The organism is Variovorax sp. J2P1-31 (assembly GCF_030317215.1).
GTDB lineage: Bacteria > Pseudomonadota > Gammaproteobacteria > Burkholderiales > Burkholderiaceae_C > Variovorax.
Window position 1 is genome coordinate 1,613,643 of record NZ_JASZYA010000002.1, and the last position, 24,896, is coordinate 1,638,538.

31 protein-coding genes are annotated in these 24,896 nt (G+C 69.7%); 14 read left to right on the forward strand and 17 right to left on the reverse strand.

The window, feature by feature from the left end; translation table 11 throughout:
* Positions 1-7: 7 nt before the first annotated feature.
* A complete protein-coding gene (locus tag QTI20_RS18690; RefSeq protein WP_286553001.1) occupies positions 8-907 on the reverse strand; it encodes a YihY/virulence factor BrkB family protein in 900 nt (299 codons plus the stop codon).
* 99 nt (positions 908-1,006) lie between these two features.
* Between QTI20_RS18690 and QTI20_RS18695 the strand changes: the two genes are divergently transcribed.
* The 4 genes from QTI20_RS18695 to QTI20_RS18710 all read left to right on the forward strand — a co-directional run bounded on the left by QTI20_RS18695 (position 1,007) and on the right by QTI20_RS18710 (position 3,451).
* The gene (locus QTI20_RS18695; protein WP_286553002.1) at positions 1,007-1,597 is read left to right on the forward strand and encodes a chromate transporter; all 591 of its coding nucleotides are present in this window, start codon (positions 1,007-1,009) and stop codon (positions 1,595-1,597) included.
* Positions 1,594-2,193, forward strand: a complete 600-nt coding sequence (locus tag QTI20_RS18700; RefSeq protein ID WP_286553004.1) for a chromate transporter — start codon at positions 1,594-1,596, stop codon at positions 2,191-2,193. Before QTI20_RS18695 ends, QTI20_RS18700 begins: the two co-directional genes overlap by 4 nt.
* 23 nt (positions 2,194-2,216) lie before the next feature.
* Positions 2,217-3,191 carry an aldo/keto reductase gene (locus tag QTI20_RS18705; RefSeq protein ID WP_286553005.1) on the forward strand — a complete coding sequence of 325 codons (975 nt, stop codon included), beginning with the start codon at positions 2,217-2,219 and terminating at the stop codon, positions 3,189-3,191.
* 89 nt (positions 3,192-3,280) lie between these two features.
* On the forward strand, positions 3,281-3,451 hold the full coding sequence (locus QTI20_RS18710) for a hypothetical protein (protein ID WP_183026262.1): 171 nt from the start codon (positions 3,281-3,283) through the stop codon (positions 3,449-3,451).
* 68 nt (positions 3,452-3,519) lie between these two features.
* On the opposite strand, the gene QTI20_RS18715 is transcribed toward QTI20_RS18710, so the two are convergent.
* From QTI20_RS18715 to QTI20_RS18725, 3 genes are all read right to left on the reverse strand, one after another.
* Positions 3,520-3,792, reverse strand: a complete 273-nt coding sequence (locus tag QTI20_RS18715) for a hypothetical protein (RefSeq protein ID WP_220811895.1) — start codon at positions 3,790-3,792, stop codon at positions 3,520-3,522.
* Between the two features lie 81 nt (positions 3,793-3,873).
* Positions 3,874-4,368: a hypothetical protein gene (locus tag QTI20_RS18720; protein WP_286553007.1), complete on the reverse strand. Its 495-nt coding sequence runs from the start codon at positions 4,366-4,368 to the stop codon at positions 3,874-3,876.
* Complete coding sequence (locus QTI20_RS18725; protein ID WP_286553009.1) at positions 4,358-5,488, reverse strand: JmjC domain-containing protein; 1,131 nt, start codon at positions 5,486-5,488, stop codon at positions 4,358-4,360. The genes QTI20_RS18720 and QTI20_RS18725 overlap by 11 nt, the downstream gene beginning before the upstream one ends.
* Before the next feature lie 14 nt (positions 5,489-5,502).
* Here QTI20_RS18725 and QTI20_RS18730 point away from each other — a divergent pair, with 14 nt between their 5' ends.
* On the forward strand, positions 5,503-6,027 hold the full coding sequence (locus QTI20_RS18730) for an FKBP-type peptidyl-prolyl cis-trans isomerase (protein WP_286553010.1): 525 nt from the start codon (positions 5,503-5,505) through the stop codon (positions 6,025-6,027).
* A 232-nt stretch (positions 6,028-6,259) separates the two neighbouring features.
* Here the strand turns inward: QTI20_RS18730 and QTI20_RS18735 are convergent, their stop codons facing one another.
* The 4 genes from QTI20_RS18735 to coaBC form a co-directional block, all read right to left on the reverse strand.
* A complete protein-coding gene (locus tag QTI20_RS18735; RefSeq protein WP_183026258.1) occupies positions 6,260-6,760 on the reverse strand; it encodes an outer membrane lipoprotein in 501 nt (166 codons plus the stop codon).
* A gap of 210 nt (positions 6,761-6,970) precedes the next feature.
* Positions 6,971-7,417 carry a dUTP diphosphatase gene (dut, locus tag QTI20_RS18740; RefSeq protein ID WP_286553014.1) on the reverse strand — a complete coding sequence of 149 codons (447 nt, stop codon included), beginning with the start codon at positions 7,415-7,417 and terminating at the stop codon, positions 6,971-6,973.
* Positions 7,418-7,421: 4 nt separating this feature from the next.
* Entirely contained in the window at positions 7,422-7,907 is a 486-nt protein-coding gene (locus tag QTI20_RS18745; RefSeq protein WP_286553015.1) for a hypothetical protein, read from the reverse strand.
* Positions 7,904-9,130, reverse strand: coding sequence for a bifunctional phosphopantothenoylcysteine decarboxylase/phosphopantothenate--cysteine ligase CoaBC (gene coaBC, locus QTI20_RS18750; RefSeq protein WP_286553017.1), 1,227 nt, complete (start codon positions 9,128-9,130; stop codon positions 7,904-7,906). Before coaBC ends, QTI20_RS18745 begins: the two co-directional genes overlap by 4 nt.
* A 135-nt stretch (positions 9,131-9,265) precedes the next feature.
* Here coaBC and pyrG point away from each other — a divergent pair, with 135 nt between their 5' ends.
* From pyrG to QTI20_RS18790, 8 genes are all read left to right on the forward strand, one after another.
* Entirely contained in the window at positions 9,266-10,936 is a 1,671-nt protein-coding gene (gene pyrG, locus QTI20_RS18755) for a CTP synthase (RefSeq protein WP_183026254.1), read from the forward strand.
* A gap of 17 nt (positions 10,937-10,953) precedes the next feature.
* The gene (gene kdsA / locus QTI20_RS18760; RefSeq protein WP_286553019.1) at positions 10,954-11,811 is read left to right on the forward strand and encodes a 3-deoxy-8-phosphooctulonate synthase; all 858 of its coding nucleotides are present in this window, start codon (positions 10,954-10,956) and stop codon (positions 11,809-11,811) included.
* A gap of 82 nt (positions 11,812-11,893) precedes the next feature.
* Positions 11,894-12,184, forward strand: a complete 291-nt coding sequence (locus QTI20_RS18765; RefSeq protein WP_286553020.1) for a DUF1330 domain-containing protein — start codon at positions 11,894-11,896, stop codon at positions 12,182-12,184.
* 89 nt (positions 12,185-12,273) lie between these two features.
* Positions 12,274-13,557 (forward strand): phosphopyruvate hydratase, encoded by a 1,284-nt coding sequence (eno, locus tag QTI20_RS18770; RefSeq protein ID WP_183026251.1) that lies wholly within the window; start codon positions 12,274-12,276, stop codon positions 13,555-13,557.
* A gap of 18 nt (positions 13,558-13,575) precedes the next feature.
* Positions 13,576-13,851 (forward strand): septum formation initiator family protein, encoded by a 276-nt coding sequence (locus QTI20_RS18775; protein ID WP_286553022.1) that lies wholly within the window; start codon positions 13,576-13,578, stop codon positions 13,849-13,851.
* 159 nt (positions 13,852-14,010) lie between these two features.
* Entirely contained in the window at positions 14,011-14,628 is a 618-nt protein-coding gene (pnuC, locus tag QTI20_RS18780; protein WP_286553025.1) for a nicotinamide riboside transporter PnuC, read from the forward strand.
* Complete coding sequence (locus QTI20_RS18785; protein WP_286553028.1) at positions 14,625-15,296, forward strand: AAA family ATPase; 672 nt, start codon at positions 14,625-14,627, stop codon at positions 15,294-15,296. The genes pnuC and QTI20_RS18785 overlap by 4 nt, the downstream gene beginning before the upstream one ends.
* Positions 15,297-15,329: 33 nt before the next feature.
* Positions 15,330-16,292, forward strand: a complete 963-nt coding sequence (locus tag QTI20_RS18790; protein WP_286553029.1) for a hypothetical protein — start codon at positions 15,330-15,332, stop codon at positions 16,290-16,292.
* 7 nt (positions 16,293-16,299) lie between these two features.
* On the opposite strand, the gene hslO is transcribed toward QTI20_RS18790, so the two are convergent.
* Together hslO and QTI20_RS18800 are read right to left on the reverse strand one after the other, a co-directional pair.
* Positions 16,300-17,298 (reverse strand): Hsp33 family molecular chaperone HslO, encoded by a 999-nt coding sequence (hslO, locus tag QTI20_RS18795; protein ID WP_286553032.1) that lies wholly within the window; start codon positions 17,296-17,298, stop codon positions 16,300-16,302.
* A 126-nt stretch (positions 17,299-17,424) separates the two neighbouring features.
* Positions 17,425-17,949 (reverse strand): gamma carbonic anhydrase family protein, encoded by a 525-nt coding sequence (locus QTI20_RS18800; RefSeq protein WP_183026245.1) that lies wholly within the window; start codon positions 17,947-17,949, stop codon positions 17,425-17,427.
* Between the two features lie 43 nt (positions 17,950-17,992).
* On the opposite strand from QTI20_RS18800, the gene QTI20_RS18805 reads away from it, so the two are divergent.
* Positions 17,993-18,796 (forward strand): ferritin-like domain-containing protein, encoded by an 804-nt coding sequence (locus tag QTI20_RS18805; RefSeq protein WP_286553035.1) that lies wholly within the window; start codon positions 17,993-17,995, stop codon positions 18,794-18,796.
* On the opposite strand, the gene QTI20_RS18810 is transcribed toward QTI20_RS18805, so the two are convergent.
* The 7 genes from QTI20_RS18810 to xerD form a co-directional block, all read right to left on the reverse strand.
* Positions 18,793-19,239: a MaoC family dehydratase gene (locus QTI20_RS18810; protein ID WP_286553036.1), complete on the reverse strand. Its 447-nt coding sequence runs from the start codon at positions 19,237-19,239 to the stop codon at positions 18,793-18,795. The two genes, QTI20_RS18805 and QTI20_RS18810, sit on opposite strands and share 4 nt — an antisense overlap.
* A gap of 47 nt (positions 19,240-19,286) precedes the next feature.
* Positions 19,287-20,420 carry a thiolase family protein gene (locus QTI20_RS18815; protein WP_286553037.1) on the reverse strand — a complete coding sequence of 378 codons (1,134 nt, stop codon included), beginning with the start codon at positions 20,418-20,420 and terminating at the stop codon, positions 19,287-19,289.
* Positions 20,421-20,513: 93 nt separating this feature from the next.
* Positions 20,514-21,083, reverse strand: coding sequence for a TetR/AcrR family transcriptional regulator (locus QTI20_RS18820; protein ID WP_286553038.1), 570 nt, complete (start codon positions 21,081-21,083; stop codon positions 20,514-20,516).
* A gap of 62 nt (positions 21,084-21,145) precedes the next feature.
* Positions 21,146-22,138, reverse strand: coding sequence for a Bug family tripartite tricarboxylate transporter substrate binding protein (locus QTI20_RS18825; protein WP_286553040.1), 993 nt, complete (start codon positions 22,136-22,138; stop codon positions 21,146-21,148).
* A gap of 31 nt (positions 22,139-22,169) precedes the next feature.
* On the reverse strand, positions 22,170-23,141 hold the full coding sequence (locus QTI20_RS18830; protein ID WP_286553042.1) for a Bug family tripartite tricarboxylate transporter substrate binding protein: 972 nt from the start codon (positions 23,139-23,141) through the stop codon (positions 22,170-22,172).
* On the reverse strand, positions 23,138-23,920 hold the full coding sequence (locus tag QTI20_RS18835) for a DUF72 domain-containing protein (RefSeq protein WP_286553045.1): 783 nt from the start codon (positions 23,918-23,920) through the stop codon (positions 23,138-23,140). The genes QTI20_RS18830 and QTI20_RS18835 overlap by 4 nt, the downstream gene beginning before the upstream one ends.
* Positions 23,917-24,858 carry a site-specific tyrosine recombinase XerD gene (xerD, locus tag QTI20_RS18840; protein WP_286553048.1) on the reverse strand — a complete coding sequence of 314 codons (942 nt, stop codon included), beginning with the start codon at positions 24,856-24,858 and terminating at the stop codon, positions 23,917-23,919. Before xerD ends, QTI20_RS18835 begins: the two co-directional genes overlap by 4 nt.
* Positions 24,859-24,896: the final 38 nt, after the last annotated feature.

Below are 24,896 nucleotides of genomic sequence, written 5' to 3' on the forward strand. Positions count from 1 at the left end.
CCCCCGATCAGGCGTCGTCGCGCGTCGGCGTGGCCGGGGCCGCATCGACGTCGGGCAGGTTCCTCATCGAGCCGTAGCGGCGCGCATAGACCCAGGTGAACTCGGCCCCCAGCAGGAAGATCTGCGCCGAGTAGTAGACCCACACCAGCACCACCACCAGCGAGCCCGCGGCGCCATAGCCCGAGGCCACGCTGCTCTTGCCGATGTACAGGCCGATCAGGTGCTTGCCGACGGTGAACAGCAGCGCCGTGACGCCCGCGCCCACCCACACGTCGCGCCATTCGACCTTCACCCGCGGCATGAGCTTGTAGATCATCGCGAAGATCACCGTGACCATGCCGAAGCTGAAGACGAAGTTCACGCCCTGCGCCAGCGTGGCCCAGCCGCCGAACACCGGCGACCACCACTTGCCCAGTGCCGCCAGGGCCGCGCTGGCCACCAGCGACACCATCAGCAGGAAGCCGATGCCCATGATCATGCTGAAGGACAGCAGCCGCACCCGCAGCAGGCTCAGCACGCCGCCGCGCTTGTCGCGCGCCGGGGCGCGCCAGATGCGGTCCATCGCGTCCTGCAGCTCGCCGAACACCGTGGTGGCGCCGACGATCAGCAGGCCGATGCCGATCACGGTGGCGATGATGCCTTCGCGCGGCTTGTTGACCGCCTCGAGCATGCCTTGTACGGCCAGCGCGCCCTGCGCCCCCATCAGGCCCGAGAGCTGCGCGAAGATCTCGCCGCGCGCGGCCTCCTGGCCGAACACCAGGCCCGCCACCGAGATGACGATCAGCAGCAGCGGCGCCACCGAGAACACCGTGTAGTAGGCCAGGGCCGCGCCCATGCTCGGGGCGTAGTCGCTCTTCCACGAAAGGAAGGCCTGCTTGGAGAGTTCGAGGAGTGCGCGCAGTTGCATGGCGCGAGTATTGCAGGCCGCCGCGCCCCGACCTGTCGGCGCAATGCCTGTCGTGGCACCGGCCTGCAGGCTCGCACATCCGCGCCGATAATCGCCGCCATGCACCCGCCCTCACCGGACGTGGCCGCGGCGCCCGAGCGCCCCCGGCCGCAATCGCCGCGCGACCTCTTCCTGTCCTTCACCTGGCTGGCGCTGCAGGGCTTCGGCGGCGTGCTGACCATCGTGCAGCGCGAGATGGTGGAAAAGAAGAAGTGGCTCACGCCCGACGAATTCCTCGAGGACTGGGCCGTGGCCCAGGTGCTGCCCGGGCCCAATGTGATCAATCTCGCGGTGATGATCGGCGACCGCTACTTCGGCCTGCGCGGCGCGGCCGCGGCGCTGGCGGGCATGCTGACCGTGCCGCTGTTCGTGATCCTCGCGCTCGCCGTGCTCTATGCGCACTTCGCGGGCAACCCGCAGGTCGCGGGCGCACTGCGCGGCATGGGCGCGGTGGCCGGCGGGCTGATCGCCGCCACCGGCATCAAGCTGATCGCGCCGCTGCGCCGCAACCCGCTGGGCTTCGGCCTGTGCCTGGCCATCGTCGGCATCGTGTTCGCGGCCATCGCGCTGGTGCGCATCCCGCTGGGCTGGGTGCTGATCTTCGTGGGCGGCATTGCCTGCGGCGAGACCTGGCGAAGGCTCGGCCGATGAGCATCACGATGCACTGGCACGACTGGCTCGCGCTGTTCGCGCAGTACCTGATGCTGTCGATGCTCTCGATCAGCGGCGCCATCACCACCGTGCCCGACATGCACCGCTACCTGGTCGAGCAGCACCGCTGGCTCACCGACGCGCAGTTCACCTCCTCGGTCGCGATCGCGCAGGCCGCGCCCGGACCGAACGTGCTCTTCGTGGCGCTGATGGGCTGGAACGTCGGGCTCAACGCGGGCGGCGGCATCGCGGCCGGACCGAAGGCCTGGCTGCTGGGCCTGTTCGGGCTGGCGGTCACGATGGTCGGCATCATGCTGCCCAGCACCACCCTCACCTACCTGGCCACGCGCTGGGGCCACCGCAACCGCGAGCGGCGCGCGGTGCGCGCCTTCAAGCAGGGCATGGGACCGGTGGTGGTGGGCCTGCTGATCGCCACCGGCTGGGTGCTGGCCTCGGGCAACAGCACCGGCCAGGCGCCCGCCTGGCACCTGTGGCTGCTCGCGGGCGTCGCGGCCCTGATCGTCTGGCGCACGCGCCTTCACCTGCTGTGGCTGCTGGGCGCGGGTGCGCTGCTCGGCGCCGTCGGCTTCGTCTGATTCAACCCCCAAGGAGAACACCCATGCAACTTCGCGCCCTCGGCCGTTCCGACCTGCAGGTCTCGCCCCTCGCCTTCGGCGGCAACGTCTTCGGCTGGACCGTGGACGAGGCCCAGTCCTTCCGGCTGCTCGACGCCTGGCTCGACGCCGGCTTCAACTTCGTCGACACCGCCGACGTCTACTCGCGCTGGGTGCCCGGCCACACGGGCGGCGAGTCGGAGACGATCATCGGCAAGTGGTTCCGCCAGAGCGGCAAGCGCAACCGCGTGGTGCTGGCAACCAAGGTCGGCAAGCCGATGGGCGACGACAAGGTGGGACTCTCGGCGGCCTACATCCGCGAGGCGGTCGACGCTTCGCTGCAGCGGCTCAAGACCGACCACATCGACCTCTACCAGTCGCACGACGACGATGCGAACACGCCGCTGGAAGAAACGCTCGAAGCCTTCGCCGCGCTGATCAAGGCCGGCAAGGTGCGCGCCATCGGCGCCTCGAACTTCACGGCGCCGCGCCTGGCCGAGGCGCTGGACGTGTCCGAGCGGCTGGGCATCCCGCGCTACGAGAGCCTGCAGCCGCTCTACAACCTCTACGACCGCGCAGTGTTCGAGGAGGCGCTCGAACCCTTGTGCGTCGAACGCGGCGTGGGCGTGATCAACTTCTACGCGCTCGCGGCCGGCTTCCTCACCGGCAAGTACCGCAGCGAGGCCGATGCGGCCAAGAGCGCGCGCGGCGCCAACACGACCAAGAAGTACCTCAACGAACGCGGCCTGCGCATCCTCGGCGCGCTCGACGGCGTGGCGAAGACGCACGGCGTGACGCCCGCGCAGGCGGCCATCGCCTGGCAGATCGCACGCCCGGGCATCACCGCGCCGATCGCCAGCGCGACCTCGGTCGCGCAGCTCGACGAGCTCACGCGCGCCGCCACCCTGAAGCTCGATGCGGCCTCGATCGCGCTGCTCGACGCGGCCAGCCAGGAACAGGGCGCGACGGCTTCGCGGTAAGCAGCCTCCCACACGGATTGGCGACGAAGGCGCCGGTCCGCGGCGCGCCGGGGCAGGCAGGCTGGCTCACCTTTTAAGGAGAGAGAACCATGTCTTTCGCGCTCTACATGATCGGTTTCCTGATCTTCCTGGCCGGCCTCGTCTGGGGTGCCTCGGTGGCCGGCGTGCCCACGCTGTACATCGGCATCGGCGCCCTCATCGTGCTGGGGATCGGCATCTTCAGCGCGGTCGGCCGCACGCGGGGCAAGGACCCGTCCTGAGCCACCCGTCGCCCGCATGAAAAAGCCCGCCCGGTTCGCACCGGGCGGGCTTTTTCATGCGGGGTGGATCACTTGGGCGCGGAGGCGGCGTTGCGCGCCGCTTCGGTCGCGGCGTTGGCGGCATCGAGCGCCGAGGAAGCCGAGGGCGACGGCGTGGCCGCGGCCGGATCCGAGGCGGACGGTGCCATGGTGCCGGCGGGTGGCGTGCTGGGCGATGCCGGTGCCGGCGTCACGGCCGCGGGCGGCGGGGTCACGACCGCGGGCGCCGGCTCCTCTTTCTTGCCACAGGCGCTGAGCGCGGCGGCAGCGATCACGGCGGCGAGCAGGACGGACTTGTTCATTGCTATCTCCTTTGGAACGATGGACAGGAACAAAAATTCTAGGCCGGCATCGGTGCTTCCAAATGTGAGCGCGGCCTCGGCTTACAAGCCCAGCGTGGAGGCGGCGAAGGCCGGCCGCGACTGTCTCCAACATTCGTCGATGCGCTCGCGCAGCGCGCGCCGGCGCTCGGGCTGGCGGCTGCACACGCCGCGGCTGCGCTCGGGGTCGATGCGGTGCAGCGACCAGTCCGGCGTCCACACCGCGCTGGGCACGGCAGGCGCGCCGCTGCCGCTGCAGGCCCGGGCCTCGACGATGTGGCTCCAGAGCCGGCGCCATTCGACGAAGCGCGCATGCGCGCGATCGAAGACGCCGAAGCCCTCGGCCAGCAGCACGAGGCGGCGCCCGCTCGCGGCCCAGGCCTGCAGCGCCGCGATGCTGGCGCGCTCGCCCAGGGGCCAGTCGGCGAAGTCGGGGTCGCTGAACACGATCTCGCGCCAGCCCTCGCCGGCGGCCGCGTCCAGTGCGGCCTTCAACGCCGCGTCGAAGGCCTGGCGGCCGTCGAAGGGACCGTCCGGCAGGGCCGTGTCAGACGGCATGGGCCCACCCGGCTTCGCACCAGTCACCGAGCAGCGCCAACGCATCCTCGCTGGCACGCGACAGATCGCGCGCATCGAGCCCGCGCTGGTCGGCCAGCCGGCGCATCAGCGTCGCATCGCGGCCGCCCGCGCGGAAGCTCTCGCCGTTGATGTAGAGATGGCGCGCGTCGTAGAGCATGCGCGTGCGCCGGTCGAGCCGCACGCCCTCGAGCCGCTCGGGCAGTTCGCCCGCATCGAACCACACGTTGGACTTGGGCTCGGTCATCGATTCGCCCAGCGCGCGGTCGATCGCATCGGGGTCGCGCAGCGCGGCCTCGACCGCCTTGCGCGCGAAGGTTTGCAACTCGGTCGGCATGGCCGCGGGGCGGTCCACCGCCTCCTGCGAGGGGTCGCGGTAGTGCACTGCGGGGATGTCCTGCAGTTCGTCGGCCTGGGCCTCGGCGATGCGCGCCAGCAGGTCGGCGCCCAGTGGCGCGGCGGCCGGCGAGCGCAGGCCGATCGAGCAGGTCATGCAGTCGTCGCCCATCGCCACGCCGTCGTGCGCGTAGCGCGGCGGCAGGTAGAGCATGTCGCCCGGCTCGAGCACGAAGCTCTCTTCGGGCTCGAAGTTCTGCAGGATCTTGAGCGGCACGCCGGGCTGCAGTTCAAGGTCGCGCTGGCGGCCGATCGACCAGCGGCGCCGGCCGCTGGCCTGCAGCAGGAACACGTCGTAGCTGTCGAAATGCGGGCCCACGCCGCCGGTGTCGCTGGCGTAGCTGATCATCAGGTCGTCGAGCCGCGCGTCGGGCAGGAAGCCGAACTGCCGCATCAGTGCATGCGCGCCCTCGTGGTGCAGGTCCACGCCCTGCACCAGCAGCGACCAGCCCGGCTGCTGCAGCGGCGGCAGCGCGCGCCGCGGGAAGGGACCGTGGCGCAGCGACCAGCCCTTGGCCGTCTGGCGCACCAGCCGCGACTCCACGTCTTCCGAGCCGGCCAGCGCGAACAACGCGCCGCGTTCGACCGGCGGCAGCATGCCGGGCACGGCCTGGCGCACCAGCAAGGGTTTTTTCTGCCAATGGCGGCGCATGAATTGCGCCGGCGTGAGTCCGCCCAGGAGCGGTAGAGGGGAATGAAGGTCCATGGGAGAATTCTGCAATGGAAATTTCTGAACAATGCGTGGTCGGCCTCACATGGACGATCAAGGACACCCTCGGCGACGTGCTGGACGTGCTCGACGAACCGGTGGAGTTCCTGGTGGGCGGCGACGATCTCTTCGATGCGATCGAGGCCGTGCTTCAGGGCCATGAGCCGGGCGCCCGGGTGCAACTGCAGCTCGAACCCGAACAGGCTTTCGGCGACTTCAACGACCAGCTGCTGTTCCTCGAGCCGCGCGCGCTGTTCCCCGAAGGCACCGACGAAGGCATGACCTTCGACGGCGCGGCCCTGCCGGCCGGGGTCAACCCCGACATCGTGAAAGACGCGATCTACACCGTCGCCGAGGTCTACCCCGACCACCTGGTGCTCGACGGCAACCACCCCCTGGCCGGCATCGCGCTGCGCCTGGACCTCACGGTGCGCTCGGTGCGCGAAGCCACCGAAGAAGAAATCGGCCGCGGCTCCGCCGGCACCGGCTTCTTCAAGCTCGCCAGCACCACCCCCGGCAACGACACCCTGCACTGAGAAACAGCCAGCACCCCAAAAAAGCCAAAAGCCCCGCATGCGGGGCTTTTGTGTTCCAGGGATACCGTGGAACCGGCTTCGCCGGGCCACCGGTATCGCCCCCTTGAGGGGGAGGCGCCGAAGGCGCATCGGGGGTGGGTCCGTGATACCGCGGAACCGGCTCGGCCGGGCCGCTGGTATCGCCCCCTCGAGGGGGAGGCGGCGACACGAAGTGCGCCGCTTCGGGGGTGGGCTAATACCTCGAGATCTGACCGTTGTTGATCACCACCCGGTCCCCCACCCGCAGCTCGCCGGGCGTGGGCACGTCGAAGGCACGGTAGCCACCGCGCTCGGTCTGGACCGAGATGCGGTAGCTCTGGTAGGCGCGCGGTGCATTGGCGTTCGCCTCGACGGTGTTGCCCAGCAAGGCGCCACCCACGATGCCCAGCGCCGTCGCGGCCGCGCGGCCACCGCCGTGACCGAACTGGTTGCCGACCACGCCGCCGATCAGGCCGCCCGCCACCGCGCCACCGCCCGAAGGGGCGGCACCGGAGGATTCGCTGCGCACCACCTCGATGTTGACGATGCGGCCGTACTCGCCATAAGGCTGCGGCGCCGCGTAGGCCGGCTGGACATGGGGCTGGTAGGGGTAGCGGCTGGTCTCGTAGACCGGCTGCGGTGCCACACAGGCGGTCAGCGTGGCCAGGGCCAGCACGCCGGCTGTGAGGGAAAGGATGCGAAGTTGTTTCTTCATGTTTCGTGCTCCACGCATGTGGTTATGAGCTTTGGCTGCGGGCCGACGACGGCCTTCTGTGCAACGCGCCACGGTCCGTCAGGATGACCGCGGACGCTGTTGCCATTCAACCATCATCTCGAAACTTCGAGAAAGCGGCCCTGCCGCGAGTTCCGATCTTTACGCGAGCGAAACCAAGCAGCGGGCGCAGGCCCGCGCCTACAGGCGGGCTCAGGCGCGGCCGGTGGAACCGTAGCCGCCCTCGCCGCGCGCACTGGCTTCGAAGCTGCTCACCACGTTGAATTGGGCCTGCATGACCGGCACGATCACCAGCTGCGCCAGCCGCTCCATGGGCTGCAGCACGAAGGCGGTGTTGCTGCGGTTCCAGGCGCTGATCTTCAGTTCGCCCTGGTAGTCGCTGTCGATCAGGCCGACCAGGTTGCCCAGCACGATGCCGTGCTTGTGGCCCAGGCCGGAGCGCGGCAGGATCAGCGCCGCATAGCTGGGATCGGCCAGGTGCACCGCGATGCCGGTGCCCACCAGCTGCCAGCCGTTGGGCTCCAGCGTGATGGGCGCATCGAGGCAGGCGCGCAGGTCGAGCCCCGCGCTGCCGGGGGTGGCGTAAGCCGGGAGTTGGTCCGCCATGCGCGGATCGAGGATTCGGACGTCGACGTTCACTTCTTCACTTGCCTTGCTGCTGCTGTTGTTGTCTTTGCTTCTCGGCCGCGTTGCGGGCCGCTTCCTGCGCCCACTGGCTCCAGCTGGTCACGCCCACCGGCAGCAGGCGATGGCGCAGCTGCTTGGCGAGCCAGAAGCCCCCGGCCAGCACCAGCAGGATCACACCGAAGGGCGCGTCGAACACGAACATGCCGACCAGCACCAGCAGCCAGGCGATGCCCAGCACGCGCACCAGCTTGAAGGGCGAGCCGGCATCGCCGCCACCCGGGATGGCGGCCGGCCGTGGCGGCGTGCCGCGGCGGCGCGGCGCCACGGCGCCCGGCGACAGCGCGGCGTGCGGTTCGGACGAGGGCGGCATGCCGACGTCGAGCCCGTGCTCCGCATTGGCCGATCCGGTGCGCAGCGACAGCGCGGCGCGGGCCGACAGCTGCTCCACATAGCGGGCGAAGTCGCCGTTCGGCGGCGTGTTCCATTGCGGATTGAGGTTCATGGGGCGCTCCGGTTGGGAAGTCGGGCCGCGATCTCGAGCACCAGCTCGCGCGCCAGTTGCAGTTTGGGGGCGCGCGGCAGTTCGCGCACGCCCTCGGCATCGACCAGCAGCAGGCTGTTGTCGTCCTGACCGAAGGTCAGCGGACCGATGTTGCCCACCAGCAGCGGGATACCCTTGCGCTCGCGCTTGGCCTTGGCATGCGCGGCCAGGTTCTCGCTCTCGGCCGCGAAGCCCACGCAGAACAGCGCGCCGCTGGCCGCGCGCGGGCTGCGCGCCACGGTCGCGAGGATGTCGGGGTTCTCGACGAAGTTCAGCACCGGCGGCAGGCCGCTGCCGTCCTTCTTGATCTTCTGCTCGCTGTGCGAGGCCGGCCGCCAGTCGGCCACCGCCGCCGTGGCGACGAAGACCGAGGCTCGCGCCGCCTCGCGCTCGGTGGCGGCCAGCATGTCCAGTGCCGACAGCACGTCGATCCGGCGCACGCCGCGCGGCGTGGGCAGGTGCACCGGGCCGGCGATCAGCGTGACCTCGGCGCCGGCTTCGCGGGCGGCGCGCGCGATGGCGAAGCCCATCTTGCCGGACGAATGGTTGGTGATGCCGCGGATCGGGTCCAGCGCCTCGAAGGTCGGGCCGGCCGTGACCAGCACATGCTGGCCGGCCAGCACCTTGGCATGGAAGAAGGCCGTGATGTCCTCTAGCAGCTGGGCCGGCTCCAGCATGCGGCCGTCGCCGGTCTCTCCGCAGGCCTGCCAGCCGCTGCCCACGCCCAGCATGGTCGCGCCGTCGGCCGCCACCTGCTGCAGGTTGCGCTGGGTCGCGGGGTGCGCCCACATCTCGCGGTTCATGGCCGGGGCGATCAGCAGCGGGATCCGGTCCATCGGGCGCGCCAGGCACATCAGGCTCAGCAACTCGTCGCTGCGGCCCTCGGCCAGCCGGGCGATGAAGTCCGCGCTGCACGGCGCCAGCACGATCGCGTCGGCCTCGCGGCTCAGGTTGATGTGCGGCATGTTGTTGTCTTCGCGCGCATCCCATTGCGAGACATAGACCGGGCGGCCCGACAGCGCCTGCATCGTGACCGGCGTCATGAACTGGGTCGCCGCCTCGGTCATGACCACCTGCACGGTGGCGCCGGCTTTCACGAACAGCCGGCACAGCTCGGCGGATTTGTAGCAGGCGATGCCGCCCGTGAGCCCGAGAACGATGTGTTTGCCAAGGAGGTCTTGCATATCGCTGGGAGTGTAATGACGTGGCGCATCGCCGGAGAACGGCGAAGGACACTTGGGCCCGGACCGAAATCGCGTCCCGCAGCCACCTATAATCCTCATTTCCCACTGACCGGACCTGAAAAGTCTGGAAATGGCATGACCAAATTCGTCTTCGTCACCGGCGGTGTGGTGTCTTCCCTGGGCAAGGGAATCGCCTCCGCCTCTCTCGCCGCCATCCTTGAATCGCGCGGCCTCTCCGTCACCCTGATCAAGCTGGATCCGTACATCAACGTCGATCCCGGCACGATGTCGCCGTTCCAGCACGGCGAGGTGTTCGTCACCGACGACGGGGCCGAAACCGACCTCGACCTCGGCCACTACGAGCGCTTCATCAACACCCGGATGCGCAAGGCCAACAACTTCACGACCGGCCAGATCTACAAGTCGGTCCTCGAGAAGGAACGCCGCGGCGACTACCTCGGCAAGACCGTGCAGGTGATCCCGCACATCACCAACGAGATCCAGGAATACATCAAGCGCGGCGCCGGCATCGACACCGCGCACGAGGTCGACGTCGCGATCGTCGAGATCGGCGGCACGGTGGGCGACATCGAGTCGCTGCCCTTCCTCGAGGCGGTGCGCCAGATGAGCCTGCGCAACGGCCCCAACAACTCGGCCTTCGTGCACCTGTCGTACGTGCCCTGGATCGCCGCGGCCGGCGAACTCAAGACCAAGCCGACCCAGCACACGGCCAAGGAACTGCGCGCCATCGGCATCCAGGCCGACGTGCTGCTGTGCCGCGCCGACCGCCCGATCCCCGACGACGAGCGCGCCAAGATCTCGCTGTTCTCGAACGTGCCCGAATGGGGCGTGATCTCGATGTGGGACGTCGACACCATCTACAAGGTGCCGCGCATGCTGCACGAGCAGGGCCTCGACGGCCTGATCTGCGACAAGCTGCGCATCAACACGCCGCCGGCCAAGCTCAAGCGCTGGGACGACCTGGTCTACGAGGTCGAGCACCCGCAGCGCGAAGTCACCATCGCGATGGTCGGCAAGTACGTCGACCTGTCGGACAGCTACAAGTCGGTCAACGAGGCGCTGCGCCACGCCGGCATGAAGAACCATGCCCGCGTGAAGATCGAGTACGTCGACTCCGAGACCATCACGCCGCAGGACGTCTCGCGCCTGGCCAAGTACGACGCCATCCTGGTGCCCGGCGGCTTCGGCCAGCGCGGCGTCGAGGGCAAGATCTCCACCGCCCGCTTCGCCCGCGAGAGCAAGGTGCCCTACCTCGGCATCTGCCTGGGCATGCAGGTCGCGACCATCGAGTACGCGCGCAACGTGGCCGGCCTCAAGAACGCCAACAGCACCGAGTTCGACCCCGACACCCCCACCCCCGTGATCGCGCTGATCACCGAGTGGAAGGACGCCGACGGCACGGTCAAGAAGCGCAACGAGAAGTCCGACCTCGGCGGCACCATGCGCCTGGGCGCGCAGAGCTCCGACGTCTCGCCCGACACGCTGGCGCACAGCATCTACGGCGACGTGGTGACCGAGCGCCATCGCCACCGCTACGAAGCCAACGTCAACTACCTCGACCAGCTGCGCGATGCCGGCCTGGTGATCTCGGCGCTCACGCAGCGCGAGCACCTGACCGAGATCGTCGAACTGCCGGTCGACGTGCACCCCTGGTTCATCGGCGTGCAGTTCCACCCGGAATTCAAGTCCACGCCGTGGAGCGGTCATCCGTTGTTCAATGCATTCATCAAGGCCGCGCTCGACCACCAGGGCGCGGGCAAGAAGGCCTTGAAGTCCGTCGCCTGAAGAAGGAAAGACCCACCATGAAGCTTTGCGGATTCGACATCGGGCTGCACCAGCCCTTCTTCCTGATCGCCGGACCCTGTGTGGTCGAGTCCGAGCAACTGCAGATGGACACCGCCGGCACGCTGAAGGAAATCACCTCGGCGCTCGGCATCCCCTTCATCTTCAAGAGCAGCTTCGACAAGGCCAACCGCTCCTCGGGCACCAGCTTCCGCGGCCCGGGCCGCGACAAGGGCCTGGAGATCCTGGCCAAGGTCAAGCGCGAGCTGAACCTGCCGGTGCTGACCGACGTGCACACGCACGAGGACATCACCGAGGCCGCCAAGGTGGTCGACGTGCTGCAGACGCCCGCCTTCCTGTGCCGCCAGACCGACTTCATCCACGCCGCGGCGCAGTCGGGCAAGCCGGTCAACATCAAGAAGGGCCAGTTCCTCGCGCCGCACGACATGAAGAACGTGATCGACAAGGCGCGTGCGGCGGCGCGCGAGGCCGGCCTCGACGAGGACAGCTTCATGGCCTGCGAACGCGGCGCGAGCTTCGGCTACAACAACCTGGTGTCGGACATGCGCTCGCTGGCGATCATGCGCGAGACCCGCGCGCCGGTGGTGTTCGACGCGACCCACTCGGTGCAGCTGCCCGGCGGCCAGGGCACGACCTCGGGCGGCCAGCGCGAGATGGTGCCGGTGCTGTCGCGCGCGGCGGTGGCGGTGGGCGTCGCGGGCCTGTTCATGGAAACGCACCCCGACCCGTCGAAGGCGCTGAGCGACGGCCCCAACGCCGTGCCGCTCAAGCACATGAAGGCCCTGCTCGAGACGCTGGTCGCGCTCGACCGGGTCACCAAGCAGAACGCATTCCTCGAGGACATCTTCCAGTCATGAGCGCAGCGCCGAACCGCTTCAAGCAAGCGAAGGCCCCCTCGGGGGGCAGCGAGTACACGACAGTGACGCGCGTGGGGGCACGATGACCGCTTACATCATCGCCCACGTCGAAGTGACGAATCCGACCCAGTACGAGGAGTACAAGAAGTGGTCGACGGCCGCCATGCAGGCGCATGGGGCCGAGGTTTGCGTGCGCGGCGGCAAGGTCGAAGTGCTCGAAGGCGACTGGACACCCGAGCGCCTGGTGGTGCTCAAGTTCCCCAGCGTCGAAGCCGCCAAGAAGTTCGACAGCTCCCCCGAATACGGCAAGGCGCGCGCGTCGCGCCAGGGCGCCGCGATCATGCGGATGATCGTGGTCGAAGGCGTGGCCTGAGGCGCCTCCTTGCGGTGCCGTGCACCCGCCTTCCCAGCCCGCCCCTCACAGGGTGGGCGCGAGATGAATCTATTTAAATCGGAGAAAAAATGAGTGCAATCGTTGACATCGTCGGGCGCGAAATTCTCGACAGCCGCGGCAACCCCACCGTCGAGTGCGACGTGCTGCTCGAATCGGGCACCATGGGCCGCGCGGCCGTGCCTTCGGGCGCATCGACCGGTTCGCGTGAAGCGATCGAACTGCGCGACGGCGATGCCAAGCGCTATCTCGGCAAGGGCGTGCTGAAGGCGGTCGAGAACATCAACACCGAGATCTCCGAATCGGTGCTGGGCCTCGACGCCTCGGAACAGGCCTTCCTGGACCGCACGCTGCTTGACCTCGACGGCACCGAGAACAAGGCCCGCCTGGGCGCCAACGCCACGCTGGCGGTGTCGATGGCCGTGGCCCGCGCCGCGGCCGAGGAATCGGGCCTGCCGCTGTACCGCTACTTCGGCGGCATGGGCGGCATGCAGCTGCCGGTGCCGATGATGAACGTCATCAACGGCGGCGCGCACGCCAACAACAGCCTGGACCTGCAGGAGTTCATGATCATTCCCGTGGGCGCCAAGAGCTTCCGCGAAGCGGTGCGTTACGGCGCCGAGACCTTCCACGCGCTCAAGAAGATCCTGAGCGACCGCGGCATCAGCACCGCTGTCGGCGACGAAGGCGGCTTCGCCCCCAGCGTGGCCAGCCATGAGGAAGCGATCCAGCTGATCCTCGAGGCGATCGACAAGGCCGGCTACGTGGCCGGCGAACAGATCGCCCTGGGCCTGGACTGCGCCGCGAGCGAGTTCTACAAGGACGGCAAGTACGTGCTGTCGGGCGAGTACCTGTCGCTGTCGGCCGAGAGCTGGACCGACATGCTCGAGACCTGGGTCGACAAGTACCCGATCATCAGCATCGAAGACGGCATGCACGAAGGCGACTGGGACGGCTGGAAGCACCTGACCGAACGCCTGGGCAAGCGCGTGCAGCTGGTGGGCGACGACCTGTTCGTCACCAACACCAAGATCCTGCAAGAGGGCATCGACAAGGGCATCGCCAACTCGATCCTGATCAAGATCAACCAGATCGGCACGCTGACCGAGACCTTCGCCGCCATCGAGATGGCCAAGCGCGCGGGCTACACCGCCGTGATCTCGCACCGTTCGGGCGAGACCGAGGACAGCACCATCGCCGACATCGCGGTGGGCACCAACGCCGGCCAGATCAAGACCGGCTCGCTGTCGCGCTCGGACCGCACGGCCAAGTACAACCAGCTGCTGCGCATCGAGGAAGACCTCGGCGACATCGCCAGCTACCCCGGCCGCGGCGCGTTCTACAACCTGCGTTAAGAGCCGCTTCGGCGCCGCATGCGCTCGCGCATCGTTCCCATCGTCCTGGCCCTGCTGCTGCTGATCCTTCAGTGGCAGCTGTGGACCGGGCGCGGGAGCGTGCCCGAGGTGGCGCGGCTCGAATCCAGGCTGGTGGCCCAGAAGGAGGCCAACGCCCGCGCGGCGCTGGCCAACGAGCGGCTGGGCTCGGAGGTCAACGACCTCAAGGAAGGCCTCGAGATGGTGGAAGAGCGTGCACGGCAGGAGCTGGGCATGGTCAAGCCGGACGAGGTTTTCGTACAAATAACGAAGTAACCCCCAGGCTCCGCGCACTTCGTGTCGCTTCTCCCTCCCCCTTTTCAAGGGGGCAACACCGGCGGCCCGGCGAAGCCGGTTCCGCGGTGTTTCACGAAGGGGCTTCGCTTCGCTTGCCGCGAACACGGCTCGCTCCTCCACTCCTTGCAGAATGCGGTGATGCCTGAGTTCTTTTCCGCGCCCGCCTTCTTGCTCTGGGGCGCTCCGACCAGTTGGCTCGAGGTGCTCGCGGCGTCGCTGGCGCTGGTCATGGTGGGCTGCAACATGCGCGAGATCCATTGGGGCTGGCCGCTGGCGATCGTGAGTTCGCTGCTGTATTTCGGCGTGTTCGCGCAGGCCCGCATCTATGGCGACGCCTCGCTGCAGGTCTTCTTCGCCAGCGTCGCGTTCTGGGGCTGGTTCCAGTGGCTGCGCGGGCATCGCGCCGACGGCAGCGCGCTGCGGGTGACGCGGCTGTCGCCGCGCGGCATCGCGCTCGTGCTGCTCGCCTGCGCCGTGGCCTGGCCCGCGGTCGCGCTCTTCCTGCGCCGCTTCACCGACACCGACGTGCCCTGGTGGGACGGCTTCGCCACCGGCCTGAGCCTGGTCGGCCAGTTCCTGCTGGGGCGCAAGTACATCGAGAACTGGCTGGTCTGGCTCGCGGTCAATGCGGTGAGCATCGGCTTGTTCATCCACAAGGGGCTGTGGCTCACCGTGGGCCTCTATGCGGTGTTCGCGGCCCTCAGCGTGGCGGGCTACCTGGCCTGGCAGCGGCGCCTGCCGAGGGTCGCGGCATGACGCCCTCGCTGTCGGCGGGCTGCGTGATCGCGGTGCTCGGCGCCGAGAGCACGGGCAAGACCGCGCTCGCGGGCGCGCTGACCGAGCGGCTGACGCAGCGCGGCATCGTCGCCACCCTGGTACCCGAGTACCTGCGCGAATGGTGCGAGCGCGAGGGCCGCACGCCGCGGCCCGACGAGCAGGCCGCCATCGCCGCCGAACAAAGCCGGCGCATCGCGCTGGCCGCGCGGCAGGGCGTGGCGGTGGCCGACACCACGGCGCTCATGACCGCGGTCTACAGCGAGCTGCTGTTCGACGACCGATCGCTCCATGCCGACGCGCTGGCCGCGCAGGCCGGCTACGCCTTGACGCTGCTCACCGCGCTCGACCTGCCCTGGGTGGCCGACGGCCTGCAGCGCGACGGGCCGCATGTGCGCGAGCCGGTCGATGCGCTGGTGCGCGCCGCGCTGGGCCGGGCCGGCGTCTCGTACGCGGTGGTGCACGGCAGCGGCGGCGAGCGCCTCGCCAATGCCTGGAATGCGCTGAACCTGGCCGCGCAGTCGGAGGCGCCCGCCGCGCGCCGGCCGGCCGGCCGCGCCAGGGAGGGCTGGCAGTGGTCGTGCGAGAAATGCTCCGACCCGGTGTGCGAACATCGCCTTTTCACCGAACTGGTGGCACGACGCTCCTGAACGCGGCCGCGCCGCCCTCGTTGGGAGATGCCGATGCCGCGCCTTCACTGGGTCCGCTGGGTTCCCCTCGTCTGCCTGGCGGCGAGCGGGCCGGCCATCGCCGCCCCCGCGCTGGCGACGGTGGTCAACCAGAGCACGGCCACGGCCTGCGCCGAGGAGGACAACGTGTCCGTGGCCCTGAGCGGGTCGCGCATCGCCGGCTTCCGCGTCGAGGCCCTGCAGCCGGCCTACCTCGATCGCATCGAGCGCGACACCACCGCCCCCGACTTCTCCGGCTGCAACTTCGACGGCGGCACGCACCCCACCGATCCAGCCTTCGATTTCGAGCCAGGCCGCGTGGTGCTGCACGACGGTCCGCGCTGGCGCATCGTCGGGCTCACCCTGGCCCGCTTCTGGCGGCCGCAGCGCGTGCCCGTGACGGTCGACGGCCGCACCGTGCGCGGCCTCCATCTGCTGCAGGTCTTCGCCAAGACGGCCGACGGCGCCGAGCCCAAGGAGGCCCTGGTGATGTACCCGTCGGACGGCTCATGGCGCCTCAAGCCCCTGCCCGAAGCGCGCTTCGGCGACGGCGTCTACGGCTCGACCTTCCTGCTGGGACCGGTCACGCAGGCGCGCAGGCCCGTGGTGGACATCGCCTCGATCACGGTCGCGACGCAGCCGCTCGCGCTGCGGCTGCGCTTTGCCGATGGCGGCAAGGCACGGGTGACCGTGGCCGAGATCAGCCGCCGGCGCACCGCGCTCGACGTCGCGCTGCGGCCCGCCGCAGCGGACGGCCGGCCCTTCGCCGTGCTGCGTTCGATGTACGTGCAGCCCGACAACGCGGACGTCAGCGAGCTGCAGTGGCGCGCCACGTCCGGCGCCGCGCCGACCGTGACGGCGCTGCCGGAACTCGGCACGCTGCGGGCCATGGACCTGCGCTTCGCGCGCAGCCTGCCGTCCAGGCACAACACCAGCGCGCCCGACATCCGCTTCAGCGGCTTCGCGACGGCGCGCTGACGCGGTCTCACTGGACCGTGGGGCTGGCCGGCAGCTGGTTGCCCGGCGGGCGGAAGATCTGGGCCGCGTCGACCGCGTCGAAGCGGTATTGCTTGCCGCAGAAATCGCAGCCGACCTCGATGTCGCCGCGCTCGGCGAGGATCTCCTCGGCCTCCTCCACGCCCAGGCCGCGGATCATCTGCGCCACGCGTTCGCGGCTGCAGTTGCAGGCGAAGTGCGGGCCCAGCGCGCCGACCTGCGGCTGGAAGCGCAGCACCTTCTCTTCCCAGAACAGGCGCCGCAGGATGGTCTCGACGTCGAGCGTCAGCAGTTCCTCGCGCGTCAGGGTCGAGGCCAGGATCGAGATCCGGTTGTAGTCCTCGTTGCGGCCGATCTCGTCCTCGTTGGCCAGGTTCAGGTCGCTGCCCGCCGTGCCCTCGAGGTTGCCCTCGCCCTTGACCGGCAGGCGCTGGATCAGCAGCCCGGCCGCGACCTTGTCGTCGGCCGCCAGCACCAGCGTGGTGTCGAGCTGTTCGCTCTGCAGCATGTAGTGCTGCAGCACGTCGCTGAGCTTGCCCAGCTTCTGGCCGTCGTCGCCGAACAGCGGCACCACGCCCTGGTAAGGCTGCTGGCCGGGCACGCGGCCCTTGGGCTCGAGCGTGATCGCGCAGCGGCCCTTGTTCTGGACATTCACCATGTCGGGGAAGCGCGCGTCGGCCGGCAGCTCGCCGACCATGGTGGCGGTCGAGCGCAGGCCCAGGTCGGCCTGGACCTCGGCCACCGCGACCTTGACCGGCCCGTCGCCGAAGATCTGCAGGATCAGCGAGCCGTTGAACTTGATGTTGGACTGCATCAGCGTGGCGGCCGCGGTCATCTCGCCCAGCAGCTCGGCCACCGGCGCCGAGTAGGCCCCGGTGGTGGTGTTGGCGGCGCGGCGCGCCAGGATTTCCTGCCAGGCGTCGGTCAGGCGCACGATCATGCCGCGCACCGGCATGCCGTCGAACAGGAATTTGTGCAGCTCGCTCACAGCATCGTCTTTCTCTTGATCAGGCTTCTTCTTCACATGACATACCGCGGCGCCGGCTTTGCCGGGCCGCTGGCATGGCCCCCCGCAAGGGGGAGGGAGGCCACACGAAGTGGGCAAGCCTGGGGGTTAGCTAATTCTCTTGAGGCCCTTCGCGAAGCGATGGGCGTTTTCCACATAGTGTTCCGCGCTCGCGCGCAGCTTGGCGGCGGCGGCATCGTCGAGCGTGCGCACCACCTTGGCCGGCGCGCCGATGATCAGCGAGTTGTCCGGAAACTCCTTGCCCTCGGTCACGACGCTGCCGGCGCCAACGATCGAGTTGCGGCCGATCTTCGCGTTATTCAAGACCACCGCCTGGATGCCGATCAGCGTGTTGTCGCCGATGGTGCAGCCGTGCAGCATGACCTGGTGGCCGACCGTGACGTTCTCGCCCAGGGTCAGCGGGCAGCCGATGTCGGCGTGCAGCACCGACAGGTCCTGCACGTTGCTGTTGCGGCCGATGGTCAGGGTCTCGGTGTCGCCGCGCAGCACCGCGCCGAACCAGACGCTGGCATTTTCGCCCAGCACCACCGCGCCCATCACCTGCGCGCTGTCGGCCACCCAGGCGCCTTCCGCCAGCTGCGGCGCCACGCCATCGAGTTCATAGAGGGCCATCGCGGTGTCTCCTTGTTCTGGGGCTAAAACTAGAATTGTAGGGATGCATCCCCGTTTAGGCGCCCTCGCCGCCCTGCGCCTGACCGATCCCGAGGCCAAGGTGGCCGCCACGCGCGCGCTCGCGGCCGACGCCGCCACCCTTCCCCTGCCCCCGGTCACGCTGCACGGCAGCGTCGACGAAACCGATGTCCCCGGCCGGCCCGAGCGCCCTCTGCGCGTGGGCGCGACCGAGGTCGGCAAGCGCTCGCCCTTCACCCCCGAGGGCCGCGCCGCGCTGATCCATTCGATCTGCCACATCGAGTTCAACGCGATCAACCTCGCGCTCGACGCCGTCTGGCGCTTCGACGGCATGCCCGAGGCCTACTACCGCGACTGGCTGCGCGTGGCCGGCGAGGAGGCGCTGCACTTCGAACTGCTGCATGCGCACCTGCGGACCCTGGGCTTCGGCTACGGCGACTTCACCGGCCACGACGGCCTGTGGGCCATGTGCGAGAAGACCGCGCACGATGTGCTCGCGCGCATGGCGCTGGTGCCGCGCACGCTCGAGGCGCGCGGGCTCGACGCCACGCCGCTGATCCAGGCCAAGCTCCAGCGCGTGGGCACGCCCGATGCGATCGCGGCCATCGCGATCCTCGACATCATCCTGCGCGACGAGGTGGGCCATGTGGCGGTGGGCAACCGCTGGTACCGATGGGCCTGCGAACGCGACGGCTTCGACCCGATCGCGCACTACCGCGTGCTCTACCGCCGGCACGATGCGCCGCGGCTGCGCGCGCCCTTCAACCTCGAGGCGCGCGCGCTGGCGGGTTTCACAGACGAAGAGCTGGGCGAGCTGGTGGCCGGTTAGGGCCGGCTCGCCACCACCAGCTTCGGCCCGAAGCGCTGCAGCACCTCGCCGCGCTGGTTCCTGGTTTCGCAGCGCATCAGCACCATCGCGCGGCCCGGCTTGGAGCGCGAAGGGACGATCTCCATCACCTCGCCCTCCACATGCAGCACGTCGCCGGGACGGGTCGGCTGCGGCCACTGGATCTCGCCGCCGGACCCGATCACGCCATCGGCCAGCGGCAGGCCGCTTTCCACCAGCAGCTTCATCGTGAGCGCGGCCGTGTGCCAGCCGCTCGCGGCCAGGCCGCCGAAGAAAGTGGACTGCGCCGCCTCGGGGTCGGTGTGGAAGGGCTGCGGGTCGAACTGCCGCGCGAAGGCGATGATCTGCGCCGCATCGAGCGCATGCTCGCCGCTGGTGAAGCGGTCGCCGACCCGGAGGTCATCGAGGTAGAGTTTTTTCGACAAGAAGGTCTCCTGGGAAATCGGGTGCAGCCATCTTGTCACGGCCCCGCTCAGACGCGTTCGAGCACCGTCGCAATGCCCTGCCCGCCGCCGATGCACTGGGTCGACAGCGCATAGCGCCCGTTCTCGCGCACCAGCAATGCGGCGGCCTTGCCCGTGATGCGCGCGCCGGTCGCGCCCAGCGGGTGGCCGATGGCCAGGCCGCCGCCGTCGAGGTTGACCGTGGCCGGATCGAGCCCCAGGTCGCGGATGCAGGCCAGCGCCTGCGAGGAGAAGGCCTCGTTGATCTCGACCACGTCGAGGTCGGCCACCGTGAGGCCGGCCCGCGCCAGGGCCTTGCGCGTGGCCGGGATCGGGCCGATGCCCATCACGGCCGGGTCCACGCCCACCGAGGCGAAGGCGCGGATTCGCGCCATCGGCTTCAGCCCATGCTTTTCGGCGAAGGCGTCGCTGGTGACCAGCACCACGGCGGCGCCGTCGGTCAGCGGCGACGAGGTGCCGGCCGTGACCGAGCCGTCGGGCCGGAAGGCCAGCTTGAGCCCGGCCAGCGCCTCGGCCGAGGTGCCGGGGCGGATGCAGCCGTCGGCCTCGACGAACTCGCCGTTGGCCAGGCGCACCGGCACGATCTCCTCGGCCAGCCGGCCTTCGGCGCGCGCCGCCGCGGCCTTGCGGTGCGATTCGACCGCCAGCGCCTCCTGGTCGGCGCGGCTCACGTTCCAGCGCGTGGCCACGTTCTCGGCCGTCTCGCCCATCGAGATGTAGGCCGCGGTGTTCGCCAGCAGCTCGGGGCTGGGCGAGAAGTTGAAGCCGCCCTGCGGCACCATGGTCATCGACTCGACGCCCACGCACAGAAAGGCCTCCCCCATGCCGGCCTCGATCTGCGCGGCCGCGATGTGCACCGCCTGCATCGAGGAGCCGCAGAAGCGGTTGACCGTCATGCCGCCCACCTCGAGCGGCAGGCCCGCGAGCAGGCAGACGATGCGCGCGAGGTTGTTGCCCTGCGCGGCCTCGGGGTAGGCACAGCCCAGGATCACGTCCTCGATCAGCGCCGGGTCGAGGTCGGTGCGCGCCAGCAGGCCGCTCACCGCCTGCGCGGCCAGGGTGTCGGGCCGGACCTCGGCCAGCGCGCCCTTGCGCGCGAAGTGGAAGGGGGTGCGCGCGTAGGCGGCGATGACGGCTTTCATGACGGTTCCTTTCGATGACTGACTACCAACCGATCGGTAGTCTTCGAGGGCTGAAAAAAGGCACGCCGGGCGTGCCGCGGGTGATCGGGTGTCTCAGGTCGGCAGCATGGCTTTCAAGGGGTCGATGACCGCGTCGAAATCCTCGGGCCGGCCACTCATGCGGGCCGACAGCAGCGCGCCCTGGGCGGTCGCGAACACGCAGGCGGCCAACGCGCCGGCCGACACCGGCTTCGCGGCGCCGTGGACCAGCGCGCCGAGCACGCCGGTGAGCCACATGAGCTGGGTGTCGCGCAGTTCGCGCACGGTCTGGCGCAGCTCGTCCTCGATGCAGTCCCAGCCCGGCGCCAGTGCCCCCGCGGGGCAGACCGCCGCGCCGGCCTGCAGGGCGTTGCGGTACATGAAGAAGTAGGCCTCCAGCGCCTCGGCCGGCGCGCGCGGCTTGGCGGCCCAGTCCTTGAAGGACTGGTTCGATTCGCGCAGCACCGCGATGCCCAGCGCTTCCTTGCTCGGGAAGTGGTGGTACAGGCTGGCCTTGCGGATGCCGATCTCGTCGGCCACGTCCTGGAAGCTGAAGCCCAGGTAGGAGCGCGTGCGGATCAGCCGGCGCGCCACGCGCACGATCTGTTCGCGCGTGGAGGGGGCGGCAAGCGAGGCAGTGGACATGGGCCTACTATAAGGTAGGCTGGCAGCGCACGCCAGCCCGGCCCGGCCGATGACCCTGTCGCTCAGTCGGCCTTGATGCCCGCCGCCCTGATGGCCCGGCCGTTGCTCTCGTACTCGGCCGCGATGGCCTTGGCGAAGTCGGCTGCGGCACCGCCGGTCGGCACGTTGTCGGTCGCGACCAGCTTGGCGCGCAGTTCGGGCGTGGCCAGCGCCTTGTTGATCTCGGCGTTGTAGCGCGCGGCCAGCGGCTGCGGCAGTCCGGCCGGCGCGAACACGCCGAACAGCGAGGACAGGTTGGCGGCCGGGTAGCCCAGCTCGGCCAGCGTGGGCACCTCGGGCAGGCTCTCGAGCCGCGCGGGCGCGCCCACGGCCAGAGGCCGCAGCTTGCCGGCCTTGATGTACTGCGACAGCGCGCCGCCCGCGTTGGTCGACAGCACCTCGAACTGGCCGCTGATCGCATCGTTCATCTGCTGGCCGCCGCCCTTGTAGGGCACGTGCGTGACCTCGATGCGCGCGCCGGCGTGCAGCTGCTCCAGCATGATGTGGCCCAGCGAGGCCTGGCCCGAGGTGGCCCAGCGGATCGCGCCGGGCTTCGCTTTCGCCTCGGCCAGCAGGCCGGCGAAGTCCTTGCTCGTGCTGGCCGAGGTCGCCATCAGCAGCACCGGCGAATACATCACGCTGGCGATCGGCTGGATGTCCTTCAGCGGATCGAAGGGCGACTTGCCCAGGTGCGGGTTGAGCACCAGCGGGCTGATCGCCGAGAAGCCCAGCGTGGCGCCGTCGGGCGCCGCCTTGGCGACCGCATCCATGCCGATGCTGCCGCTGGCGCCGGCCTTGTTGTCGATCACCACCGGGATGTTCATCTGCGCCGCCAGCCGGTCGGCCAGCGCGCGCGCCACGGTGTCGCTGACGCCGCCCGCGGGATAGGCGACGACGATGCGCAAGGTCTTGGGCAGGGCCTGCGCCGAGGCGGCGGCGCCGCAGAGCGTGCCGGCGGCGGCCAGGGCCAGGGCGGACAGGGCCAGCGCGCCGCGCCGCGAAATTCGGGAATCCATTCGATCGTTCTCGTTGAAGGTTGTGAGGTTCTCAGTCCAGCTGCAATTTGCGTTCCCGGATCAGCTTGGCCCATTTCTCGTTGTCCGCCTTCACGAAGGCCGAGAAGGCCGTCGGCCCCAGCGAATGCACTTCCGCGCCCGCGACCGCGAACTTGGCCTGGATGTCGGGCTGCGCCAGCACCTTGGCCAGTTCGTTCGACAGCCGGTCGACCACGTCCCTGGGCATGCCCGCCGGCCCCACCAGGCCCTGGAAGCCCACCGACTCCATGCCGGCGAGGCCCAGCTCGGCCACCGTGGGCACGTCGGGCAGCTGCGGATCGCGCTTCGGGCCGGTCACGGCCAGCGCCTTGAGCTTGCCGCCCTTGACCTGCGGCAGCAGCACGCTGCCGGCGTCGATCAGGATCTGCGTCTGCCCGCCGATCAGGTCCTGCACCGCGGGCGCGCTGCCCTTGTAGGGCACGTGGGTCATGTCCAGGCCGGTGACCTGGTTCATGAGTTCGCCGTTGAGATGGGTCGAGGTGCCGGCGCCGCCCGAGGCGAAATTGACCTTGCCCGGCTGCCCCTTGGCCCAGGCCACGAAGGCCTTGAGGTCCTTCGCGGGATGGTCGTTGCGCGTGACGGCGATGTAGCTGCCCTGGCTGATCTGGCCGATGTAGGTGAACTGCTTCACCGGGTCGTAGGGCGGCTTGGACTGCAGGTAGGGCGCGATGGCAAACGGGCCGGTGTTGGCCAGCAGCAGCGTGTAGCCGTCGGGCGCCTGCCGGGTCAGCTCGGTCGCGGCGATCATGCCGCTGGCGCCGGGCTTGTAGTCGACCACCATCTGCTGCTTGAGCGCCTCCTGCAGCGGCACCTGCACCGTGCGGGCAGCGAAGTCGATGCCGCCGCCGGGCGGGTAGCCGACGATCAGGCGGATCGGCTTGCTGCTCGGGTAGCCCTGCGCCGAGGTCAGGCCCGCGGCGGCGGCGAGCGCGAGGGCGGTCCAGAAATTCTTGCGAGCGGTCATGAGGATGCGGTCTCCGTGTTGTTGTGATCCGGCACCGATTCTGCCGCCTGCCGCGCGAGGCTCAGCGCATTGCCGACCGCCGCGCCGCCGGCCGTGTTGTCGAGCACGCACCAGCATTCCGCGCCCTCGGCTCGCGCCTGGCGCAGGCGTTGCGCGACGCGCGCGAGCAGGGCCTCGTCGTAGGCCGACCAGTAGACCCGCGGCGTGCCGTGCATGCGCACATAGACCAGGCCGGGCCAGCCGCCGGGCGCGGTGGCCGCGTCGTGCAGCACCGGGTCGGCCAGCACCCGGCCGACCGCGAAGCGCGCCAGCAGCGCATCGGCCTCGGGCGTGAACCAGCTCGCATGCCGCGGCTCCAGCGCCATCGCGCCGGCGTGACGCTCGCGCACATCCGAGAGAAAGCGCTCCACCACGTCGGCCTCGAAAGCCAGCCGCGGCGCGAGCTGCACCAGCAGGCAGCCCAGCCGCTCGCCCAGGCCCGCGACCTGCGCGAGGAAGTCGTCGAAGGGCTGCATCGCATCGACCAGCTGGCGCTCGTGCGTGACGGTCTTGGGCAGCTTGACCGCGAAGCGGAAATGCACGGGCGTGCTCGCGGCCCAGCGCGCATAGGTCTCGGTGCGGTGCGGGCGGTAGAAGGAGGTGTCGATCTCCACCGCGTCGAAGCGCTGCGCGTAGCGCGCCAGGTGCGAGCCCTCGGCCGGAAAGTCGGGCCACTGCGCGCGCGGCAGGCTCCAGCCGGCACAGCCGATGCGCAGCGGGGGCAGGCCGGGCTTGGTCATCCGCGCGGATGGTGCTGCGCATGCAGCTGCTTGAGCCGTTCGCGCGCCACGTGGGTGTAGATGGTGGTGGTCGAGATGTCCGCATGGCCCAGCAGCAGCTGCACCGCGCGCAGGTCGGCGCCGTGGTTGAGCAGATGCGTGGCGAAGGCATGGCGCAGCGTGTGCGGCGACAGCGGCGAGCGGATGCCCGCCGCCTCGGCCTGCTTCTTCACGATGATCCAGAACATCACGCGCGTCATGCCCGCGCCGCGCGCGGTCACGAACAGGTCGGGCGTCTGCTGGCCGCCCAGGATCTCCGGGCGGGCCTCGTCCATGTAGCGCTCGATCCAGCGGCGCGCCTCGCCGCCGAAGGGCACGAGACGCTCCTTGTCGCCCTTGCCGGTCACCCGCAGCACGCCGTCGTTGAGGCTCAGTTCGATCACCTTGATCGCCACCAGCTCGCTCACACGCAGGCCGCTCGCGTACATCAGCTCGAGCATCGCGCGGTCGCGCAGGCCCAGCGGCGTGTTCACGTCGGGCGCGTTGAGCAGGTCGTCGACCTGCTGCTCCGACAGCAGCTTGATCGCGCGCGGCGCCTGGCGCGCGGGCGCGAGCCGCAGCGTGGGGTCGGCCGTGATGCGGTTCTCGCGCAGCGCCCAGCGGAAGTAGCGCTTGAACACCGTGAGCCGCCGGTTGGCCGAGGTCGCCTTGCCGGTCTTTCCTTCGCGCCCGCCGTGCACCAGGCGCTCTCCCATGTAGGCCTGCAGATCGCTCTCGGCCGTGTGGTCGAGCGCGGTGGCGCGCTCGGCCCGCAGCCATTGCGCGAACAGCGCGAGGTCCTGCCGGTAGGCCGCCAGCGTGTTCTTCGACAGGCCGTCCTCCAGCCACAGCGCGTCCACGAAGTCGTCGATCTCCGGCACGGAAGCGGGGGCGGCAGGCGTTTTCACAGGGCGGGGCATGGCCCGCAAGATAGCAAACAAAAAGCCGCCCGAAGGCG